The following is a 19,389-nucleotide window of genomic DNA, read 5'->3' as shown; positions in this document are numbered from 1 at the left end:
GGTGTCATGCCGATACTATGGCTCTTTCTGATCGTGCTTGCGATCGCCGCAGTCGGTTATGTGTCAGGACGCGCACGCGCCTTGCAAAGCGCCGGCGGAGACAGCCGGAACCTGCATTCGCTGCCAACTTACTACGGCGCAAATGTAGCCCTTAAAGCGATTGTACCCGCCTTTGGTCTGCTGATCATTTGGCTGCTGGCCCAGCCGCTATACGTGTCGTCTCAGGTTTCCGAAATGATCCCAGAGACTTCCGTCAAAGAAGGCTCGTCGCTAAGCCTGGTTATGGCTGAAGTACGCCGCACGGCGGACGGTCTGAACAACGCTGTGGCCGCCGGCGTGCTTTCGGAAGATCAGGCCCGCAACGCGCGCGCGGACGTAACCGACGTGACGCAGCGCCTGAAAGATGCCGGGCAGGTGGTGACGTCCGATATCACTCAACCGGTTCTGCGGGCTGCACAAAGCTACCGCGCCATGAATTCCACCGGTTACGCGATCATGACGGGTGCGGTCATTCTGGTGGCTCTGATTGGAGCCGCAATTAGCTGGTTTCAGACACATTCCGACTACCGTGCCCGCAACGTGGTCGAGCAGGGGATCCGCTTTCTGCTTCTGGCTGCGGCATCTATCGCGATTCTGACGACCATCGGAATCGTTCTGTCGCTGGTTTTCAACACGTGGGAGTTCTTCAAGCTCTATCCCGCGTCTGACTTCTTCTTTGGGACAACCTGGGCGCCCAGCTTTTCGGGCCGCGGCGGCGCATCGGATCTGGGGATCATCCCTCTGCTGTGGGGCACGTTCTATATCTCGCTGGTGGCTCTGCTGGTGGCTGTTCCTATCGGACTGTTTGCCGCGATTTACCTCAGCGAATACGCCTCATCCCGCGTGCGCTCTGTCGCAAAGCCGCTGCTTGAGGTTCTGGCCGGGATCCCGACCATCGTTTACGGTCTGTTTGCCCTGTTGACTGTCGGCCCGCTTTTGCTGGACGTGTTCGGCGATAACGGTTTGGGCTGGATGAAGGCAGGTACAGCCGTAATGACCGCCGGTATTGTGATGGGGATCATGCTGATCCCATTTGTTTCGTCTCTGTCTGACGACATCATCAACGCGGTACCTCAGGCGATGCGCGACGGATCTTACGGTTTGGGTGCGACCCAATCCGAGACCATTCGCCAAGTTGTTCTGCCAGCCGCATTGCCCGGTATCGTGGGTGCGATCCTGCTGGCGGCATCGCGCGCCATCGGTGAAACCATGATCGTGGTTTTGGGGGCAGGGGCCGCCGCCCGGCTCAGCCTCAATCCTTTTGAAGCGATGACAACCGTCACCGCCAAAATCGTCAGCCAGTTGACCGGCGACGCGGACTTCGCCTCGCCCGAGGCGCTTGTCGCCTTTGCCCTTGGCATGACCCTTTTCATCCTCACGCTGGGGCTCAACGTTTTTGCCCTCTACATCGTGCGTAAGTATCGGGAGCAGTACGAATGACCGACGCAAGCATGGACACCCCGAACGCAGACCGTCACGCGTCTTCGTTGATGGCCACGGACGCGCGTACAAAGAAGCGTGCGAATGCAGAGAAGCGTTTCCGCGCGTATGGTATCGTTGCAATCGCGACCGGGCTTTTCTTTCTGATCGTGCTGTTCGCTTCGATCTTGTCGCAGGGCATCCCGGCCTTTCAGCGTACCGTCGTGAGCGTCGAGTTCACTCTGTCGCCGGCACAACGCGACGAAGCAGAAGGTACTCTGTTCAAGACCAAAGCCTATTCCGACCTGTTTATCGGTGCGCTGAACGATCAGTTGACCGAAAGCGGTGTCACCGTCGATTTCGATCAGGACGCGATTGAGCGTCTTTTGGGTAAAGTGGGTGGCACGATCCGCACCTTTTACGCGGACAACCCAGACAAACTGGGGGAAGCGGTACAGTTCGATCTGGCCGCCTCAAGCCGGGTTGACGGATACTTCAAGGGTCGCGTTTCGCGTGACACCCTGCAAGACAGCCGCTTCCTGCAGCTTAGCGACCTGGATCTGGTCGATGCCCTGAAAGAGGCAGGTATCATCAAACAGGCATTTAACTGGCCCTTCATTACAGGTGCAGACTCGGGCGTGGACAACCCCGGAGGGGCGGGCATCGGCGCTTCGGTTGTTGGTTCGTTCTTCATGATGCTGGTGGTTTTGGCGCTGTCATTGCCCATCGGTGTCGCGGCTTCGATTTACCTTGAGGAATTCGCACCGCAGAACCGGTTTACGGACCTGATTGAGGTGAATATCTCTAACCTCGCCGCTGTTCCGTCGATTGTGTTCGGTATTCTGGGTCTGGCCGTGTTCATCCAGTTTATGCATCTGCCGCAATCGGCGCCCTTGGTCGGTGGTCTGGTGCTGACCCTGATGACGTTGCCGACAATCATCATCTCGACACGAGCCTCGCTGAAGGCAGTTCCCCCGTCGATCCGTGACGCGGCGTTGGGGGTAGGGGCCTCGAAAATGCAGGCCGTGTTCCACCACGTCTTGCCTCTGGCCGCACCGGGTATTCTGACCGGCACCATCATTGGTCTGGCGCAAGCCCTGGGCGAGACCGCACCATTGCTTCTGATCGGCATGGTAGGCTTTGTGGCGCGCGGATATCCCGATGGCTTCGTAGCTGGCTTTACCGAGCCGAACTCGGCCATGCCCGCGCAGATCTACACCTGGGCCGCGCGTGCCGATGTTGGGTTCTACGAGAAAGCATGGGGCGGTATTATCATCCTTTTGATGTTCCTGCTGACCATGAATATCATCGCAATCATCCTGCGCCGCCGCTTTGAACGCCGCTGGTAAGAGGGGGCACCAATGAACGATATGACACGAGTGGAGAGAGCCGTGGACTCCAAAGACATCAAGATCAACGCCAAAAAGGTTCAGGTCTATTACGGCGACACCCATGCCATCAAAGACGTGGATGTTGCGATTGAAGACAAGACTGTGACCGCCTTTATCGGCCCGTCGGGCTGTGGCAAATCCACGTTTCTGCGGTGTCTGAACCGGATGAATGACACCATCGACATCTGCCGGGTCGAAGGCGATATCCTGCTGGACGGCGAAGACATCTATGACAAGCGCGTCGACCCGGTTCAGTTGCGCGCCAAGGTGGGCATGGTGTTCCAAAAGCCAAACCCGTTCCCCAAGTCGATCTATGACAACGTGGCTTATGGCCCGCGCATTCACGGCCTTGCAAAGAACAAAGCGGAACTGGATGAAATCGTTGAAAAATCCCTTCGTCGCGGCGCGATCTGGGATGAGGTTAAAGACCGCCTGGACGCGCCCGGAACAGGTCTGTCGGGTGGTCAGCAACAGCGTCTGTGCATCGCCCGCGCCGTTGCGACTGAACCCGAAGTTCTGTTGATGGACGAGCCATGCTCGGCGTTGGACCCGATTGCGACCGCACAAGTCGAAGAGCTGATCGACGAACTGCGCTCGCGCTATTCGGTGGTTATCGTGACCCACTCGATGCAGCAGGCTGCGCGGGTCAGCCAGAAAACCGCCTTCTTCCATCTGGGCAATCTGGTCGAGTTCGGAGAAACCGGCCAGATCTTCACCAACCCCGTAGATCCGCGCACGGAAAGCTACATCACCGGCCGTATCGGCTGAGCACAGGTATTCAGAAATGTCCGATTTGACCGAACAACACATAGCGTCTGCGTTCGACCGCGATCTGGAAGCGATCCAAGCGCATATCATGAAGATGGGTGGCTTGGTTGAAGCCGCCATCATGAGCGCCGCGCGCTCTCTCGAGACCCGTGATGTGGAACTGGCGCAAGAAGTGCGGCAGGGTGACAAGGCCATTGATGCACTGGAAGATATCATCGACGAGGAAACCGCGCGCCTGATCGCACTGCGTGCGCCCACAGCCAGCGACTTGCGGTTGGTGCTGTCTGTTCTGAAAGTCTCGGGCAATCTTGAGCGGATCGGCGACTATGCCAAGAATATCGCAAAGCGCACCACGGTTCTGGTTGATGCAGGCGAGATCAATGGCAGCGCTGCAGCCCTTCGCCGCATGGCGCGCGAAGTTGAACGCATGCTGCGCGATGCGCTGGATGCCTATATTCAGCGCGATGCCGAACTTGCCACCGACGTTATCAACCGCGATGAAGAAGTTGATCAGATGTATAACGGTCTGTTCCGCGAATTCTTGACCTTCATGGCCGAGGATCCGCGCAATATCTCGTCCTGTATGCACCTGCATTTCATCGCCAAGAACATCGAACGCATGGGCGATCACGTCACCTCGATTGCCGAACAGGTGGTCTATCTGGTCACCGGAGAACGCCCAACCGAGGCACGGCCCAAGGCCGACACCACGTCGCAAACCGTGTAGGAGACGACAGAGATGTCCGCAGATCAACCGACAGTTCTGGTGGTTGAGGATGAACTGGCCCAACGCGAAGTGCTGGCCTACAACCTCGAAGCAGAAGGGTTTCGCGTCTCGAAAGCCGCCAGCGGCGACGAGGCCATGTTGCTGGTGGATGAAGATTGCCCCGACATCATCGTTCTGGATTGGATGATGCCGAACCTCAGCGGCATCGAAGTTTGCCGCCGCCTTAAAAGCAGGCCCGAGACACGTTCGATCCCGATTATCATGCTGTCGGCGCGCACTGAAGAAGTCGACAAAGTGCGTGGTCTGGAAACCGGTGCGGACGACTACGTGGTGAAACCGTACTCTGTTGTCGAATTGATGGCGCGCGTTCGCACACAGCTTCGCCGGGTTCGTCCGGCAACGGTTGGGATACGTCTGGAGTTTGACGACATCGTTCTGGATTCTGAGACACACAAAGTCAGCAGAGACAGCAAACCTTTGAAACTCGGTCCAACCGAGTTTCGTTTGCTTAGCACCTTCATGGAAAAGCCGGGCAGGGTCTGGAGCCGCGAACAGTTATTGGACCGCGTTTGGGGCCGCGACATCTATGTGGATACCCGAACTGTTGATGTCCACATTGGACGGCTGCGCAAAGCGTTGACGCAACATGGCGGTGAAGATCCTGTGCGGACCGTACGCGGCGCGGGGTACGCACTGGGTTGAGCTGAGAGTTCTTTAAACCAAGAGCTTACGACAACTTCTTGACGAGATGGTCGCAAGTGCATGCCTTCTATCCAATTATCGTGTAATCGGTATTATGGTAAATAGTCACTAAGGTTGCTTAACCGTACGCATGTATTCAATGTCTCTGTATTCCAACCAGGCGTACAGGAACGAAAATGGACCTTAGAAACAAAACAGTTGTCGTAACCGGTGCTGCGCATGGCATCGGTCGCGGTCTGGCCGAACGTTTTGCTGATGAAGGTGCGCTGGTCGTGTGTTCCGATGTCGACGACGCCGGCGCGCAATCTGTGGCGGATCAGATCGGTGGCCATGCATTTCCCTGCGATGTGTCCGACGAGGATCAAATTAAAGCACTGATAGAGCTCTCAGAAGACACTGTGGGTCCGATTGATTTGTTTTGCGCAAATGCCGGAATTCTGACGCTTGGCGGATTCGACGTTCCAGATGAAGACTGGGAGCGGATTTGGAAAATCAATGTGATGTCACATGTTTGGACAGCGCGGCATCTGGTTCCACGTATGATCGCTCGCGGTGGCGGATACATTCTGACAACCGCCTCAGCGGCCGGCTTGCTGAACCAACCAGGAGCCGCTCCGTATGCTGTAAGCAAACACGCTGCCGTCGGTTTCGCAGAATGGCTTGCACTGACATACAGATCACAAGGTTTACGGGTCTCGATATTGTGCCCACAAGGTGTCCGGTCAAAAATGACCGAAGGACATGACGTGTCGGTTGCATCCATTGACGGTATGCTTGATCCCAGTGACGTCGCCGAAGCTTGCGTCAGAGCTATTGAGCAAGAACAGTTCTTGGTCCTGCCGCATCCGCAAGTATTGGACTACATGCAGCAAAAATCAGCGGATTATGACAGGTGGTTGTCGGGAATGAATAAACTAAATCAAAAGTTTATCGGCACCTTTTAACCTATTTTCTGAACCCTGCGCATTAACCCTTCCTGAGCCACAGAGGCGATCAACGTTCCGTCCTCGGAATAGATAGAGCCGCGGTTAAAACTTCGTCCCTGCCCCGTCCAGGGCGAATCCATTACATAGAGATGCCAATTCTGAAACTGAACAGGCGCATGAAACCAAAGCGCGTGATCCAGACTTGCGCCGTTGAACTCTCCGGTAAACCAGCTCAATCCATGTGGGCGCAAGCCTGAGGACATGAGGTTCATGTCAGAGGCATAGGCCAGCAATAGGTGCTGCGTAATTGCGTCCGCCGAAGCCGCAGCAGCCATGCGAAACCAGGTTTGGTTCCGATCATCCGACACCTTCGGCGTGAACGGATCCAAATGGTCCACATCGCGCACTTCGATCGGGCGCGCTCGCAACAACTCTCCGCGCAGGCGCTCGGGCACTCGGTCAACATAAGACTGTCGCAATTCGGACCGGGACGGATAGCTTTCCGGCGCGTTCACAGTTGGCATTGGGTGCTGATGTTCCCAACCTTCGTCCTGTACGTGAAACGAAGCTGACATGTTCAGGATCTGCTTGCCGTGCTGAATGGCAACCACGCGGCGGGTTGTAAAGGAACCTCCATCTCGCGCCCTATCAACTTGATAAATAACGGGCTTTTCAGGATCTCCCGGACGAATGAAATACGCATGGAGGGAATGACACAGACGGTCTTCCACAGTTCGATATGCAGCGGCCAGAGCCTGTGCAATGACCTGTCCGCCGAAAATGCGTGTTGGTGTTTCACCCCCGGACCCCGTACCACGGAACAAATCGACTTCGAGTCGTTCAATGTCCAGAAGATCCAGTAAGATGCGTTCTGCTTCGGTCATTTTGTGCTCGCATGATCATTTACTCGACCACGGGGTATCAGGCAGACAGAAATCATTCAATCATGGCCGCATGAACCAGCGCTTTAAGCTCGGCCCGCGATGGGTACGAACTGGATGGCGACAATTGCGTAAAGAAAACGGCTGTCAGGTCATTCTGCCAATCAATCCAGAAGTAGGTCGAGGCCATACCGCCCCAACTGAAATCCCCAATCGAACCGGGTACCCGGACACGTCCGGGGTTCAAAACCACCGACCCCGCCAGGCCAAAGCCCATCCCCTCCATCGGCTGTTCCGCAAAACTTTTTGGACCCATTGATGCGATATCACCCGGTAAGTGATTGCGCATCATGAACTCTACGGTCTTGGATCCAAGCAAACGGTGGCCGTTCCCAGTGCCGCGATTGCGCAGCATATCTGCAAACTTGGCGTAATCATCCAGTGTCGAAACCAGACCGCCGCCGCCTGAAAAAGTCGTCGTGCTATTGAACGGCGATCCGTCATAGCTGTCGACCAATCGCAAGCTGTCGCCGCCCTGATCTGCTGAATTAAGCGCCATCGCGTCCCCTGCCAACGGTGTATAGAGCGATGCAAATCGGTCCCCTGCCCCAAGTGGCACCGAAAACCCGGTCTCACGCATGTCCAGCGGTTCAAATATGTGCTGTTGAAAGAATTGATCCAGCGTCTGACCTGATACCACCTCGATCACACGACCCAGAACATCCGTGCCGACCGAATACTCCCAACGCGCACCGGGCTGAAAGGCCAGAGGAAACCGTGCCAGATCCCGGACGCGATCTTCCAAAAGCCCTTGATCAGGCTTGAAAATAAGATCCTGTTCATCCATGGCTTGGGGCAGAATTCCGGGGTTGAAGGGATAGCTGAAACCACTGGTATGAGTCATCATCTGATGCAAGCTTGGCGATGGAGCGTCTTCCGTCTGCTCCAAAGTTTCAGCCCCTGCAACAAGCGCGTGCATTTCTTTGAATTCAGGAAGGAAATCAGACAGCGGAGCGTCCAGATGAAATAACCCGCGCTCAGCCAGAATCATCAGGGCAACCGATGTGATCGGCTTTGTCATGGAATAGATGCGCACCAGTGTATCGCGTTGAAATGGCAGGTTGACTTCCCGATTGCGCAGACCGCTTGCGTGATAAAAGGCCTCGGACCCGCTTTGCCGCAACAGAAAAGACGACCCTGCGTATTTTCGTTGCTCAACATAGCGGTCCATCCAGGCCCGAATATGATCCAATCGCGACGGATCAAAACTTACGTTTTGGTGGGGCATTCGACCTCTTCCATCTGGTTTCCGTGCTGAGTGTCTCGGTTTAAGGGGCGAGTTAACAGAGATTTTTTTACTAATAGGTAGCTTCCCCGAAGACTTCGGAAGCCCGCGTTGCGATGAAGTGTTAAACTGAGGCTGGCCCGGATTCGAAAGGGCTGACAGAGTCAGGTATCACCAGACCACTGGAAAGGAACACCATGACGCAAAACATAGATTTTGTTTATGATTTTTGCAGCCCAAATGCCTTTTTGGCGCATAAAACGCTGCCAGAGCTTTCGGCACGGTATGATGTTAAGTTCACTTATGTCCCTGTCCTACTACCTATCGTGTTCAAAGCGACCCATAACCAAAGCCCGTTTCAAGCCTTTTCCGAAAACCGCCAGAAAACAGCGTATCTCACGCATGACCTGCACCGCTTTGCGCGTCGGCGTGGATTGAGTTTTCACATGAGTCCGCATTTTCCGATGAACACAAAATTCGCGATGCGCGGCGCGCATTTTGCAAGGGGGAAATCTTGGGAAAGTAAATACATAAGCGCGGTTTTTGATGCGATTTGGGTGCACGGGCAAAAGGTCGATGAGATCGCCGTGCTGATCGACATCTTGCAAGAGAACGAACTGCCCGTTCGCAAAATCCGCGAGGCAATGAGCGATCCTGACGTCAAACAGAACTTGAAAGATCAAACCAAAGCCAACGTGCGACGCGGAGTATTTGGTGTTCCAAGCCTGTTCGTCGGGCCCGAGATGTTCTTTGGCAAGAACAGTCTGCCCAATGTCGAAGTTGAGCTTCTAAGTTCAAACGGCGTGTAAAACCTGTAACTTACAGGTTTATGTGAAAGTGCCGTGAAGCGCTTTCAGACCGTGCTGCGCGAACAGGGGAACATAAGCGCCGTATGCCTTGGCTCGCTCTGGGTCAGAGGCATTTCCATCCAGCGCGCGTTTATAGACACCTTGCAGAATTCCAGCCATGCGAAAGAAATTGAAAGCCAGGTAAAAACCGAAATTTTCAATTCCATCCAAACCGCGCCGCTTGCAGTATTGGGCGACAAAGGCCTGATCACTGGGCAAGCCCAGATTGTCCCGATCAATTCCGGCCAACCCGCGCCCTTGTTTTCCCGGAGGCAACTGCCACTGCATGATCACGGCTGCCAGATCCGCATAGGGATGCCCGATCGTGGACAGTTCCCAATCCAATACGCCGATACAGTTGGCGCTTTCAGCTGCGAACATCAGATTGTCTATACGATAGTCACCGTGCACCAGTGTTCGCTGCCCGTCATCTTGCGGTACAGAGCGTTCAAGCTCGGAGGCCAAGGCATCCATGTCTTCGATCACCGAAGTCTCTGACGCACGATACTGTTTGGTCCAGCGCGAGATCTGACGCTCATAGTAATTGCCTGTCGGCCCATAATCGGACAACCCCACGGCATCGATGTCGACCATGTGCAACTGGGCAAGAACCCTGTTCATCTCATTCATCACGGCCGCGCGCGTTTCGTTGGTTTCGCCCTGCAGCGTTGGTTCGGGAAAAATTCTGCCGTGCAGACGCTCCATCACGTAGAAGGCCGAGCCTATGATGCTGTCGTCCTCGCACAGAAGAAACATCTCGGGCACAGGCACATGGCTGCCTGCCAGCGCGCTTTGAACTCTGAACTCGCGGTCTACGGCATGTGCCGATTTCAGAAGAACGCCAGGTGGCTTTCGCCTTAGCACATAGGTTTTGCCCGGCGTTCTAAGCTCAAATGTTGGATTGGACTGCCCAACTGAAAACTTTGTCGCCTCTAACGGACCTTCGTAACCAGAGAGATTTGCGCTGAGATACCTGTCTACCGCCGCAAGATCCAGATGGATGTCATTGCTCATGGCTTGCCTTCCAGTCACAGGGCTTCTGCAAAGATATTTCCGGCTGTTACCACATTGATTCCACCCGAAACCGGGATCACCGCACCGGTTACGTAGCTGCCGCCACGCCCGCACAGAAACAGCATACATCCTGCAATGTCTTCGTCGCGCCCGACCCGGCCCAATGGAACCGATTTGCCAACCTTTTCGCGTGTACCCTCGTCCGCCGTGGCAAACGCCGTCATACGAGAGACAAACGGTCCCGGCGCCAGCGCGTTAACCGTGATGTGGTATGGCGAAAGCTCTTTGGCCATGATCTTGGTCAGATGCAGAACCGCAGCCTTTGAAGCCGAATAGCTGTACGCTCCGTCCCCCATGGGCACTTCACCCATCACAGACCCCACATTGACTATTCGGGCAGGATCATCGGCCGTTCCCGACTTCATCAGTATAGGCAAAAGCCGTTGGGTCAGCTCGAAAATCCCCGTCACATTGACGGACATCACCTTGCCCCACGCGTCATAAGGAAACTGGCCCAGCGGAGCACCCCACGACACACCGGAGTTATTCATAAGAATATCAAGTCGTTCGGTTCGGTCTTGAATGTCAGAAACAAGGCTGGCGATCCCTTCCTCGCTTCCGATATCTCCGCTAAACCCCTCGGCGCTGCCTGGCGCATCCAATGCGTTCAGTTCAGCGGCCACTTCGGCGCAGGCATCCCCTTTGCGCGACGCGATCAGAACACGCGCCCCCGCCCTGACCAGCGCCTCGGCCGCCATGCGCCCGATCCCTGTCGCACCGCCTGTGACCAGTGCAGTCTTGCCCTCAAGAGAAAACAGGGTTTCTGGCGTCATGATCGTGCTCCTCGTTCTTGTTCGCGCCTGTGAAAGCTTGCTCTGGCCCGCTTAATGCCGTTACGGCAGTCAGCGGTCGTTCACGTTGACAAACCCATGTTCGGCACCAAAACTTCCTAATCACAAGTTACAGGCAGAACAGAGGTCTTATGCAAGCGTTACTCAGCGTCGCACCGGGCGGACCCGAAACACTGAAGCTTACCACCCTGCCCGATCCGCAGCCCGGTAAAGGGCAGCTGTTGGTAGACGTAAAAGCGGCCGGCGTGAACTTCCCGGATACGCTGATCATCCGGGATCTGTATCAGATTAAACCGCCCCGCCCATTTGCACCCGGCGGCGAAATCGCAGGTAAAGTGCTAGCCCTTGGTGAAAACGTCACGGGGTTCAAGATTGGCGACCGCATTTTGGCGCTTACAGGGCATGATGGGTTCGCGACCCACGCAACGATCCGTGCCGACAGCGCCATCAAAATACCTGATGCGATACCGTATGATGAGGCCGCTTGTTTCATTTTCACCTATGGTACGTCCTATCACGCACTGAAGGATCGGGCGAACCTGAAGACTAACGAAACTCTATTGGTTCTGGGGGCATCTGGTGGCGTCGGATCCGCGGCTATCGAACTTGGAAAAGCCATGGGCGCCAAAGTGATAGCCGGCGTCTCTTCTGCCGAAAAGGCCGAGTTTTGTCGCCAGATTGGCGCGGACGAGGTTGTCATCTACCCACGCGACTTGAACAATGACGCGCAGAAAGCCTTTTCAGCCGAGGTCAAGAAGATCGCCGGCCCTAACGTCGTGGATGTGGTGTATGATGCTGTGGGCGGTGCATTGGCTGAACCGTCCTTACGCTGCATGGCCTGGAATGGACGCTATCTTGTGGTCGGTTTTCCCGCAGGTATTCCGCAGATCCCTTTAAACCTTCCGCTTTTGAAGGGCTGTCAAATCGTCGGCGTTTTCTGGGGCGCTTCTGTCTTCCGTGACCCCAAAGGCCATGCCCAGAACGTCGCGGATCTGTTCGCCTTTTATGCTTCAGGACAAATAAAGCCTCGTATCAGCGCGCGGTTCCCACTCGAACGCGCGCATGAGGCGCTCGAGCAGATGTCGCAGCGCGCGGTTCTCGGAAAACTGGTTGTCACAATGGGTTGAGCTGAACGCGAAACAACCACCTTGCGCGAGGGTTTGCACCAAAGTCGCAAATTGGAATTTGTAATGTAATGTCAGGTGGACAATCCGGCCTTTTGCTGTCTATGAACCATTAATGGGGATTTTATAGATATGCATAAAGTTCTGGTATTAAACGGACCTAACCTCAATCTGCTTGGCACACGTCAGCCTGAGGTCTACGGCAGTACGACTTTACATATGATCGAGGAACGCTGCCGTCAGCATGGCGCGTCCGTTGGGCTGGACGTGTCGCATTTGCAGTCCAACCACGAGGGCGTCTTACTTGACGCAATCCATGCCGCGCGCGGTGTGCAGTCTGGACTGATCCTGAATGCGGGCGCTTATACGCACACGTCGATTGCCCTGATGGATGCCATTGCCTCGGTTGAGTTGCCTTTGGTCGAAGTGCACCTGTCCAACATTCATGCCCGCGAACCCTTCAGGCACAAGTCTTATATCGCTCCGGTGGCACTGGGTCAGATTTGTGGTTTCGGCGCCGAGAGCTATATCCTGGCGTTGGACGCGCTGGCCGCGCATTTGAAGGCAGGTGACGCCGTATGACTTTGAAGGAATACCTGCGTTTTGTCAGCTATACCAAAACCATGGAAGACCTGTGGGATGCTCATTGTCGCCAGATGTCCCAGTATGGGTTCGAACGTCTTATCTATGGATATACGCTTTACAGAACTGCGACGTCTTTGGGCGATCCCGAAGACTTTGTAATTCTGACCAATCACAAGCGCGCCTATGTCGACGGATTTCTAAAGGACGGCCTGTACTTTCACGCCCCAATGTTGAAATGGGCATTGGACAACGAAGGCGCTGCAAGCTGGAAGATGCTCCAGGACATGAACTCCAGCGGCACTTTGACGAACGAAGAACGCAAAGTGTACGAGTTCAACAAGTCCATGGGCGTTGTGGCTGGCTATACGGTCAGTTTCAACTCGGTGTCCATGCGATCGAAAGGCGCGATTTCCCTTTCGGCCAAAACCGGCTTGAGCCAGGAAGAAATTGACTCGGTCTGGGAAGAGCATGGCGAAGACATTCTGTTGATGAACAACGTCGCACACCTGAAAATTCTTACATTGCCGTTCAACCCGCCAAACCGCGCGCTGACAAAACGACAGCGGGAAGCTTTACAGTGGGTGGGCGATGGCAAGACAACGCAAGACATCGCTTTGCTGATGGGGCTGACATCGGCCACGGTCGAAAAGCACCTGCGACTCGCGCGCGAAGCGTTGTCGGTCGAAACAACGGCGCAAGCCGTTCTCAAGGCATCGCTACACAATCAGATGTTCATAATGGAAGCCTGAACGCTAGATTTTGACGCCATCCCGCGTCAGTTTACCCTAGGTAAGGAAATCAGTACTTTTCAGATCTATCCTAAAAGTTGCAAAGTGAGAGTGTTCCGTGAGTGGTGGCTTTAGCCAGGGAACATTCGATTGGATCTTTGCAATAACAGAGCTCTCCAATCACTCTGACAAAGGGGCGTTTATTCTTCCGCGTACCAGTGTCGGAATTTTGGGGGGCCCCGACCATCCCCATCAAGCGGGGCCCTCCATTTCATTCTCAGACAACAGAAAAACGTTCATCGCGACTGATTTTGCGCGAACAAAAAAGGGTTACGCACAGAGTAACCCTTTCGTTTTGCAGAGATAAGGCCCTCAAGCAGAACCTTTCTCAATAACGTGCTTAGCCTTGAGCGGCTTTGGCAACCTCGGCTGCGAAGTCTTCTTTTTCGACCACGATGCCCTCGCCAACTTCCAGACGGATAAAGCCAGTGATGGTTGCGCCCGCTTCTTTGGCCGCTGCTTCAACGGTCAGGTCAGGGTTCACAACGAACGACTGGTTCAGCAGGGTCGATTCGGCGACGAATTTCTTCATACGGCCTTCGATCATCTTCTCGATCACCTGCTCCGGCTTGCCGGATTCGCGGGCGATGTCCATCTGAACCTGCTTTTCTTTTTCGACAACAGCCGGATCCATGTCGGCCTCAGACAGAGCAGCGGGGTTCACAGCTGCGATGTGCATCGCAACCTGCTTGCCGATGGCTTCGTCGCCGCCCGACAGCGCAACCAGAACGCCGATTTTGCCCATGCCGTTGGTGGCCGCGTTGTGAACGTAGGACACAACGGTGTCGCCCGACAGTTTCGCCATACGACGCACCGACATGTTTTCACCAATGGTGGCGATCTTGTCGGTCAGGGTGTCTGCAACGTTCTTGCCACCCAGATCAGCGGCCAGCAGTGCCTCGACATTGTCGACGCCTTCCGCGGCGTATGCGATCTTGCCAACCATTTCCTGGAACTCAGCGTTCTTCGCAACGAAGTCGGTTTCCGAGTTCACTTCGACAGCAACACCGTTGCCACCGTTCACGTGAACTGCAACCAGACCTTCTGCTGCGGTACGGCCCGATTTCTTGGCCGCTTTGGCCAAGCCCTTGGTGCGCAGCCAGTCAACGGCTTCGTCCATGTTGCCGCCGGTTTCGGTCAGCGCTTTTTTCGCGTCCATCATGCCTGCGCCGGTCGAGTCGCGCAGTTCTTTAACCATTGCTGCTGTGATTGCCATCTTTGGCTCTCCTCAATTCAAACGGAATTGGGGCAGGTCATACCCTGCCCCATATGTCATTTACGTGACGGGCAGCTTACGCTTCGGCAGGTGTTTCTGCTTCGGCGGGGGCTTCTTCTGCAACGGCTTCTTCAACCGGAGCTTCTTCGAAGGCACCCAGATCAACGCCAGCAGCACCCATCTGAGCGGTCATACCGTCCAGAGCGGCACGTGCGGCTAGATCACAGTACAGCGCGATTGCGCGGGCTGCGTCGTCGTTGCCGGGGATGATATAGTCAACGCCGTCGGGCGAGCAGTTGGTGTCGACAACAGCCACAACCGGGATGCCCAGCTTGTTGGCTTCGGCAATGGCCAGCGCTTCTTTCTTGACGTCGATGACGAACAGCAGATCCGGTACGCCGCCCATCTCGCGGATACCGCCCAGCGAAGCTTGCAGCTTGGCCTGGTCACGTTCCATGCCCAGACGCTCTTTCTTGGTCAGGCCTTCGGCGCCCGATTCCATTGCTTCGTCGATCTGGTTCAGACGGTTGATCGACTGGGAAACGGTTTTCCAGTTGGTCAGCGTGCCGCCCAGCCAGCGGTGGTTCATGTAGTACTGAGCCGACTTTTCAGCAGCATCTGCGATCGGCTGAGCTGCCTGACGCTTGGTACCAACGAACAGAACGCGGCCGCCTTTGGCAACGGTGTCACGAACAGCTTGCAGAGCCTGGTCCAGCATCGGAACGGTCTGGGTCAGGTCCATGATGTGGATGCCATTGCGCGAGCCGTAGATAAACGGGCCCATGCGGGGATTCCAACGCTGTGTCTGGTGACCAAAGTGAACGCCAGCTTCCAGCAGCTGACGCATGGAGAACTCGGGAAGAGCCATGCTATTTTCCTTTTCCGGTTTACGCCTGGGCGGGGGTGAAAGAAGCGGATGCTCCAACCGGCGGTCTTGATGAGGATGTCTCCCTCAAAAAGCCCAAACCCCGCCTGCGGGTTTGAATGGCGCGCGTATACGGCAGGTTTGGAAGCAACGCAAGGGCCAATTGCCCTTATTTCTCAAGCAAAGCCAAAGCATGGGCGTGCCTGACGGCATCTTCACAATGCGCTGCCAACGCTTTGCGGTTTTCAAAATCGCTTACCTTTGCCGGAGCGTGATAAATCAGTTCAACAGAACCTTGCCTGTGCGCGCCAAGTGTCTTGAGCAAATGCGGGCCGAACTCCATATCGCCCCACCAGCCGTAAAATCGTTTGGGCTGTCCTTTGGGCGCATGAAAGACGACCGAAACCGGTTGGATATACATGAAGTCGCGCAGCTCATCCGCAAAGAACGCCGCGAAAAGCGTTGTTTTAAATGGCAAAACACGCAATCCATCCGTCGAAGTGCCTTCGGGAAAGAACAGCAGCTTGTGTCCCGCTTTCAGGCGGGTTTCGAACAGTTTGGTCTGTTCTTTGGCTTTTGCACGGTCCCGTTGGATGAACACGGTGCCGGTGGCGCGGGCCAACCATCCGACTCCGGGCCATTTCGCGACTTCGGCCTTCGACACAAAATAGACCCTCTTACGCGCGTTCAGGGCAAAAATGTCCAGCCAAGAGGTATGATTGGCCACCACCGCCCCCTGCTCTTTCATCAACACGCCAGAGGTTCGGAACTCTATGCCGAGTATCCGAAACGCACTGCGGCACACAAATTGCGTGATGAACGGCGTGACGGGTCTGCGCACTCCGCACAACGGATACTCAACCAGTCGAACGGCTAAAAGCAAGAACAAGCCGCCAAAGACCAAAAGGGCAAGGGGCAGCCCGCGTACAAAAACCAAAACCCATCCGACTACTCCAAGTTCGATCGGATCAGGTGCGTCTTCACTGTTCCAAAGCGGGTCGTTCACGGGTGTCAGGCTCCACCGTAGATGCGGCGCTGCCGGTCGTTCATACGAGCAGTGTCGAGGATCAGGCACACATCAGTGGTGTTGAATTTGTGATCGATAAAGGCGCCCTCGCCCACGAAACCGCCAAGTCTCAGGTAAGCTTTGATCAAAGCAGGCACCTGAACCATGGCCGCCCGACGGTCCAAGGCGTCCTTGGCAACCAAATCCATGGATTGAAAAACGTCAGGCTGCGCGCGTACCCGCAATTCGGGCGGGGCCAGATGGTTGTGATGCAACATGGATAAAGGTTGCGCCAGCGTTGCGACATCCGTGCCGTGAAAGCTTGCGACCCCAAACAGCACTTCGATCTCACGCTCGGTAACATAGGCCGCCAGCCCGTTCCAAAGATGATACATGGCAGTGCCGCCACGATAGTCGGGATGCAAACAGGACCGACCAAGCTCCAACAGCTTACGCCCACTGCTTTTCAACACCGTCAGATCATATTCATCTTCTGAATAAAACTGGCCCACTTCCGCGGCACGTTCACCCGGCAACATCCGGTAAACACCAATGATTTCGCCAGTGTTGTCGTCATATGCCAACATGTGATCGAAATAGGGATCAAACCGGTCTTTCTCTAACCCTGCCTCGTGATCCACCAAGTCGCCACCACCACCCAGTTCGCGCACGAAGACGTCATAGCGCAGGCGTTGCGCAGCTTTTAACTCCGCCTCGGTCTCGGCCAGCTTGACGGTAAAGGTTGGGCCTGTATCCGGCATAAAGGTGGTATCCGCTTTCTTTTCGCCGCTGATACCTCAGTTGATCAACCGAAGGCAACAACCGGTGATTTGACCCATGTTGTTAACCTTTCCTAAACCAGTTTCACGGATCAAAGACCGGCATCAGGGCGATGCGCGTTCCGTCGATTACCACTTTCCCCTGCTCGCGAAAGTTCACGGTGATCTTGCCTGCGATGTTGGATTGAACCTGTCCAACGCCCCATTCGGGAAAATCCGGGTGGCGGACAAACATGCCCGGTGCAAGAATGGCATTCATGTCTGTCATGCTGGGCTCCTGAATCCGGCGGCAGATACAGCAGGAGGTACGCATGGGCGCTTCGGACGTCAACCTGGCCGAGTTGATCGGCTCTCGGATCTGCCATGATCTGATCAGCCCAATCGGGGCCATCACCAACGGGCTTGAGCTGTTGGATATGGTTGGCGCTGTGCAAGGCCCCGAGATGGAGCTGATCTCGGGCAGTGTGGGCAGTGCGGGCGCACGTATTCGCTTTTTCCGGGTGGCGTTCGGGTCGGCCAGCGAGCAACCACTTGGGAGAGCCGAAATCACTGAACTGCTCAATGATGTCGAACGCGCAGGTCGTGTGCGGGTCAACTGGAACCTGACCGAACCTGTGCCACGCAATCAGGTCAAACTCGCCTTTTTGGCACTGATGTGTTGCGAAAGCGCGATGCCGTTGGGTGGCACCGTCGATATCACAAGTCTGGGCGCGAATTTGACGGTGACCGGCACGGCAGACAAGCTGAACGTGGACGGCGACCTATGGAAAAACGTGGTCACAGGACGTTTTCCAAACAAGCTTACGCCCGCGCAGGTACAGTTTGCCCTGCTGCCGGAAACAGCCAAGGCGATTGGACGGCGCGTCGCGGTAGAAACCACCGCAACGCGCGTTTCGCTCAGGTTTTAAGCCCGGGTCGTTCCGTCCCCACGGACCAGATACTTGAAACTGGTCAGTTGCGCCGCGCCCACCGGGCCGCGCGCATGCATTTTGCCTGTGGCGATCCCGATTTCCGCGCCCATTCCGAACTCACCGCCATCTGCAAACTGGGTGGAGGCATTGTGCATCAGTATCGCACTGTCGAGACGTTCAAAGAAACGGGCCACCGCCGCATCGTCTTCGGTCATGATGCAATCAGTGTGGTTGGACCCAAATTGCTGGATATGCGCAATCGCTGCGTCAATATCTGCCACGGGTTTGGCTGCAATCACGCTATCAAGGAATTCCTTTCCCCAATCGTCTGACGTCGCGGCCTGTGCACCATCTACCGCCAAAGCGCCTTCGGCGTGAACCTCGACTCCAGCGGCCAGCAGCGCCTCGATCACATCGCGCCCCAGTGTTTCAACAACGTCCTGATGGATCAGCAAACATTCGGCGGCCCCGCAGATGCCTGTGCGGCGGGTCTTTGCGTTCAACACAACATCGAGCGTCTTTTGCGGATCAGCAGCTTTGTCGATGTAAATATGAACAATGCCTTCGAGGTGAGCAAAGACCGGCACACGGGCCTCGCGCTGAACCAGACCCACCAGCCCCTTGCCACCGCGCGGAACGATGACATCGACACAGTCGGTCAGGGTCAACAACTCCTGCACCGCCGCGCGATCCCTAGTGGGCACCAGTTGAATGGCGTCCTCGGGCAAGTTGGCCGCTTTCAACCCTTCGACCAGACACGCATGGATCGCGGTCGAGGAATGAAAACTCTCGGACCCACCGCGCAAGATGACAGCGTTGCCGGACTTCAAACACAGAGCACCGGCATCAGCAGTCACGTTGGGACGGCTCTCATAGATCACGCCAATGACGCCCAAAGGTGTACGGACCCGCTGAATTTTCAATCCAGTGGGGCGCTCCCATTCAGCCAGAACTTCGCCCACCGGGTCCGCCTGATCCGCTACGGTGCGCAGCCCGTCGACCATGCCCTGAATACGGGCCTCATCCAGCATCAGCCGATCCATCATCGCCGGGCTCAGGCCCTTTTCACGGCCAAACTCCAGATCTTTTTGGTTCTCTTCGATTATCTTCGCACGATTGGCCCAAACCGCATCCGCAGCGGCAATCAAGGCAGCGTGTATACGCTCGGCGCTTGCAAAAGCCAGATCACGCGATGCGTCTTTGGCGCGTTTCCCAAGATCGGCCATCAATGCGGGAATGTTGTCGAAATCTTTCATATCGCGTG

Annotated in this window: 21 protein-coding genes; 11 read left to right on the top strand and 10 right to left on the bottom strand. The window is 55.7% G+C overall.

Annotated features, from left to right (window positions below):
- Positions 1 to 6 precede the first annotated feature (6 nt).
- The 6 genes from pstC (at position 7) to GOV89_RS19585 (ending at position 5,990) form a co-directional block, all read left to right on the top strand.
- On the top strand, positions 7 to 1,479 hold the full coding sequence (gene pstC / locus GOV89_RS19610; protein ID WP_171238857.1) for a phosphate ABC transporter permease subunit PstC: 1,473 nt from the start codon (positions 7 to 9) through the stop codon (positions 1,477 to 1,479).
- Positions 1,476 to 2,807 carry a phosphate ABC transporter permease PstA gene (gene pstA / locus GOV89_RS19605; protein ID WP_171238856.1) on the top strand — a complete coding sequence of 444 codons (1,332 nt, stop codon included), beginning with the start codon at positions 1,476 to 1,478 and terminating at the stop codon, positions 2,805 to 2,807. Before pstC ends, pstA begins: the two co-directional genes overlap by 4 nt.
- Positions 2,808 to 2,819: 12 nt before the next feature.
- Positions 2,820 to 3,617, top strand: a complete 798-nt coding sequence (pstB, locus tag GOV89_RS19600; RefSeq protein WP_171090042.1) for a phosphate ABC transporter ATP-binding protein PstB — start codon at positions 2,820 to 2,822, stop codon at positions 3,615 to 3,617.
- Between the two features lie 25 nt (positions 3,618 to 3,642).
- Positions 3,643 to 4,344 carry a phosphate signaling complex protein PhoU gene (gene phoU, locus GOV89_RS19595; RefSeq protein ID WP_171234567.1) on the top strand — a complete coding sequence of 234 codons (702 nt, stop codon included), beginning with the start codon at positions 3,643 to 3,645 and terminating at the stop codon, positions 4,342 to 4,344.
- 12 nt (positions 4,345 to 4,356) lie between these two features.
- Positions 4,357 to 5,046 carry a phosphate regulon transcriptional regulator PhoB gene (gene phoB / locus GOV89_RS19590; protein ID WP_171090046.1) on the top strand — a complete coding sequence of 230 codons (690 nt, stop codon included), beginning with the start codon at positions 4,357 to 4,359 and terminating at the stop codon, positions 5,044 to 5,046.
- A gap of 176 nt (positions 5,047 to 5,222) precedes the next feature.
- Positions 5,223 to 5,990, top strand: coding sequence for an SDR family oxidoreductase (locus GOV89_RS19585; protein ID WP_171238855.1), 768 nt, complete (start codon positions 5,223 to 5,225; stop codon positions 5,988 to 5,990).
- On the opposite strand, the gene GOV89_RS19580 is transcribed toward GOV89_RS19585, so the two are convergent.
- Together GOV89_RS19580 and GOV89_RS19575 are read right to left on the bottom strand one after the other, a co-directional pair.
- Positions 5,987 to 6,856, bottom strand: coding sequence for an acyl-CoA thioesterase II (locus tag GOV89_RS19580; RefSeq protein WP_171238854.1), 870 nt, complete (start codon positions 6,854 to 6,856; stop codon positions 5,987 to 5,989). The genes GOV89_RS19585 and GOV89_RS19580 overlap by 4 nt on opposite strands.
- 52 nt (positions 6,857 to 6,908) lie before the next feature.
- Entirely contained in the window at positions 6,909 to 8,141 is a 1,233-nt protein-coding gene (locus GOV89_RS19575; protein ID WP_171238853.1) for a serine hydrolase, read from the bottom strand.
- A gap of 194 nt (positions 8,142 to 8,335) precedes the next feature.
- Here GOV89_RS19575 and GOV89_RS19570 point away from each other — a divergent pair, with 194 nt between their 5' ends.
- Positions 8,336 to 8,947, top strand: coding sequence for a 2-hydroxychromene-2-carboxylate isomerase (locus GOV89_RS19570; RefSeq protein ID WP_171238852.1), 612 nt, complete (start codon positions 8,336 to 8,338; stop codon positions 8,945 to 8,947).
- Positions 8,948 to 8,965: 18 nt separating this feature from the next.
- On the opposite strand, the gene GOV89_RS19565 is transcribed toward GOV89_RS19570, so the two are convergent.
- Together GOV89_RS19565 and GOV89_RS19560 are read right to left on the bottom strand one after the other, a co-directional pair.
- A complete protein-coding gene (locus tag GOV89_RS19565) occupies positions 8,966 to 10,000 on the bottom strand; it encodes a phosphotransferase family protein (RefSeq protein WP_171238851.1) in 1,035 nt (344 codons plus the stop codon).
- Between the two features lie 14 nt (positions 10,001 to 10,014).
- A complete protein-coding gene (locus GOV89_RS19560) occupies positions 10,015 to 10,833 on the bottom strand; it encodes an SDR family oxidoreductase (protein WP_171238850.1) in 819 nt (272 codons plus the stop codon).
- A gap of 149 nt (positions 10,834 to 10,982) precedes the next feature.
- Here GOV89_RS19560 and GOV89_RS19555 point away from each other — a divergent pair, with 149 nt between their 5' ends.
- From GOV89_RS19555 to GOV89_RS19545, 3 genes are all read left to right on the top strand, one after another.
- Entirely contained in the window at positions 10,983 to 11,978 is a 996-nt protein-coding gene (locus GOV89_RS19555; protein ID WP_171238849.1) for an NADPH:quinone oxidoreductase family protein, read from the top strand.
- A gap of 129 nt (positions 11,979 to 12,107) precedes the next feature.
- The gene (gene aroQ / locus GOV89_RS19550) at positions 12,108 to 12,557 is read left to right on the top strand and encodes a type II 3-dehydroquinate dehydratase (RefSeq protein WP_171238848.1); all 450 of its coding nucleotides are present in this window, start codon (positions 12,108 to 12,110) and stop codon (positions 12,555 to 12,557) included.
- Complete coding sequence (locus GOV89_RS19545) at positions 12,554 to 13,309, top strand: autoinducer binding domain-containing protein (protein WP_171173992.1); 756 nt, start codon at positions 12,554 to 12,556, stop codon at positions 13,307 to 13,309. The genes aroQ and GOV89_RS19545 overlap by 4 nt, the downstream gene beginning before the upstream one ends.
- A 379-nt stretch (positions 13,310 to 13,688) precedes the next feature.
- Here GOV89_RS19545 and tsf read toward each other — a convergent pair whose 3' ends face one another.
- The 5 genes from tsf to GOV89_RS19520 form a co-directional block, all read right to left on the bottom strand.
- On the bottom strand, positions 13,689 to 14,564 hold the full coding sequence (gene tsf, locus GOV89_RS19540) for a translation elongation factor Ts (protein ID WP_171238847.1): 876 nt from the start codon (positions 14,562 to 14,564) through the stop codon (positions 13,689 to 13,691).
- A 76-nt stretch (positions 14,565 to 14,640) separates the two neighbouring features.
- Positions 14,641 to 15,432 (bottom strand): 30S ribosomal protein S2, encoded by a 792-nt coding sequence (rpsB, locus tag GOV89_RS19535; RefSeq protein WP_171234285.1) that lies wholly within the window; start codon positions 15,430 to 15,432, stop codon positions 14,641 to 14,643.
- A gap of 166 nt (positions 15,433 to 15,598) precedes the next feature.
- Positions 15,599 to 16,435, bottom strand: a complete 837-nt coding sequence (locus GOV89_RS19530) for a lysophospholipid acyltransferase family protein (RefSeq protein WP_171238846.1) — start codon at positions 16,433 to 16,435, stop codon at positions 15,599 to 15,601.
- 5 nt (positions 16,436 to 16,440) lie between these two features.
- Positions 16,441 to 17,196, bottom strand: a complete 756-nt coding sequence (locus GOV89_RS19525) for a GNAT family N-acetyltransferase (RefSeq protein ID WP_171238845.1) — start codon at positions 17,194 to 17,196, stop codon at positions 16,441 to 16,443.
- Between the two features lie 103 nt (positions 17,197 to 17,299).
- Positions 17,300 to 17,482 (bottom strand): DUF3553 domain-containing protein, encoded by a 183-nt coding sequence (locus GOV89_RS19520; RefSeq protein WP_050602459.1) that lies wholly within the window; start codon positions 17,480 to 17,482, stop codon positions 17,300 to 17,302.
- Between the two features lie 43 nt (positions 17,483 to 17,525).
- On the opposite strand from GOV89_RS19520, the gene GOV89_RS19515 reads away from it, so the two are divergent.
- On the top strand, positions 17,526 to 18,122 hold the full coding sequence (locus tag GOV89_RS19515; protein WP_171173985.1) for a histidine phosphotransferase family protein: 597 nt from the start codon (positions 17,526 to 17,528) through the stop codon (positions 18,120 to 18,122).
- On the opposite strand, the gene GOV89_RS19510 is transcribed toward GOV89_RS19515, so the two are convergent.
- A complete protein-coding gene (locus GOV89_RS19510; protein WP_171238844.1) occupies positions 18,119 to 19,381 on the bottom strand; it encodes a glutamate-5-semialdehyde dehydrogenase in 1,263 nt (420 codons plus the stop codon). The genes GOV89_RS19515 and GOV89_RS19510 overlap by 4 nt on opposite strands.
- Positions 19,382 to 19,389: the final 8 nt, after the last annotated feature.

The organism is Ruegeria sp. HKCCA5763, assembly GCF_013034545.1.
GTDB lineage: Bacteria > Pseudomonadota > Alphaproteobacteria > Rhodobacterales > Rhodobacteraceae > Ruegeria.
This window is presented reverse-complemented; position numbering and strand designations above follow the sequence as displayed.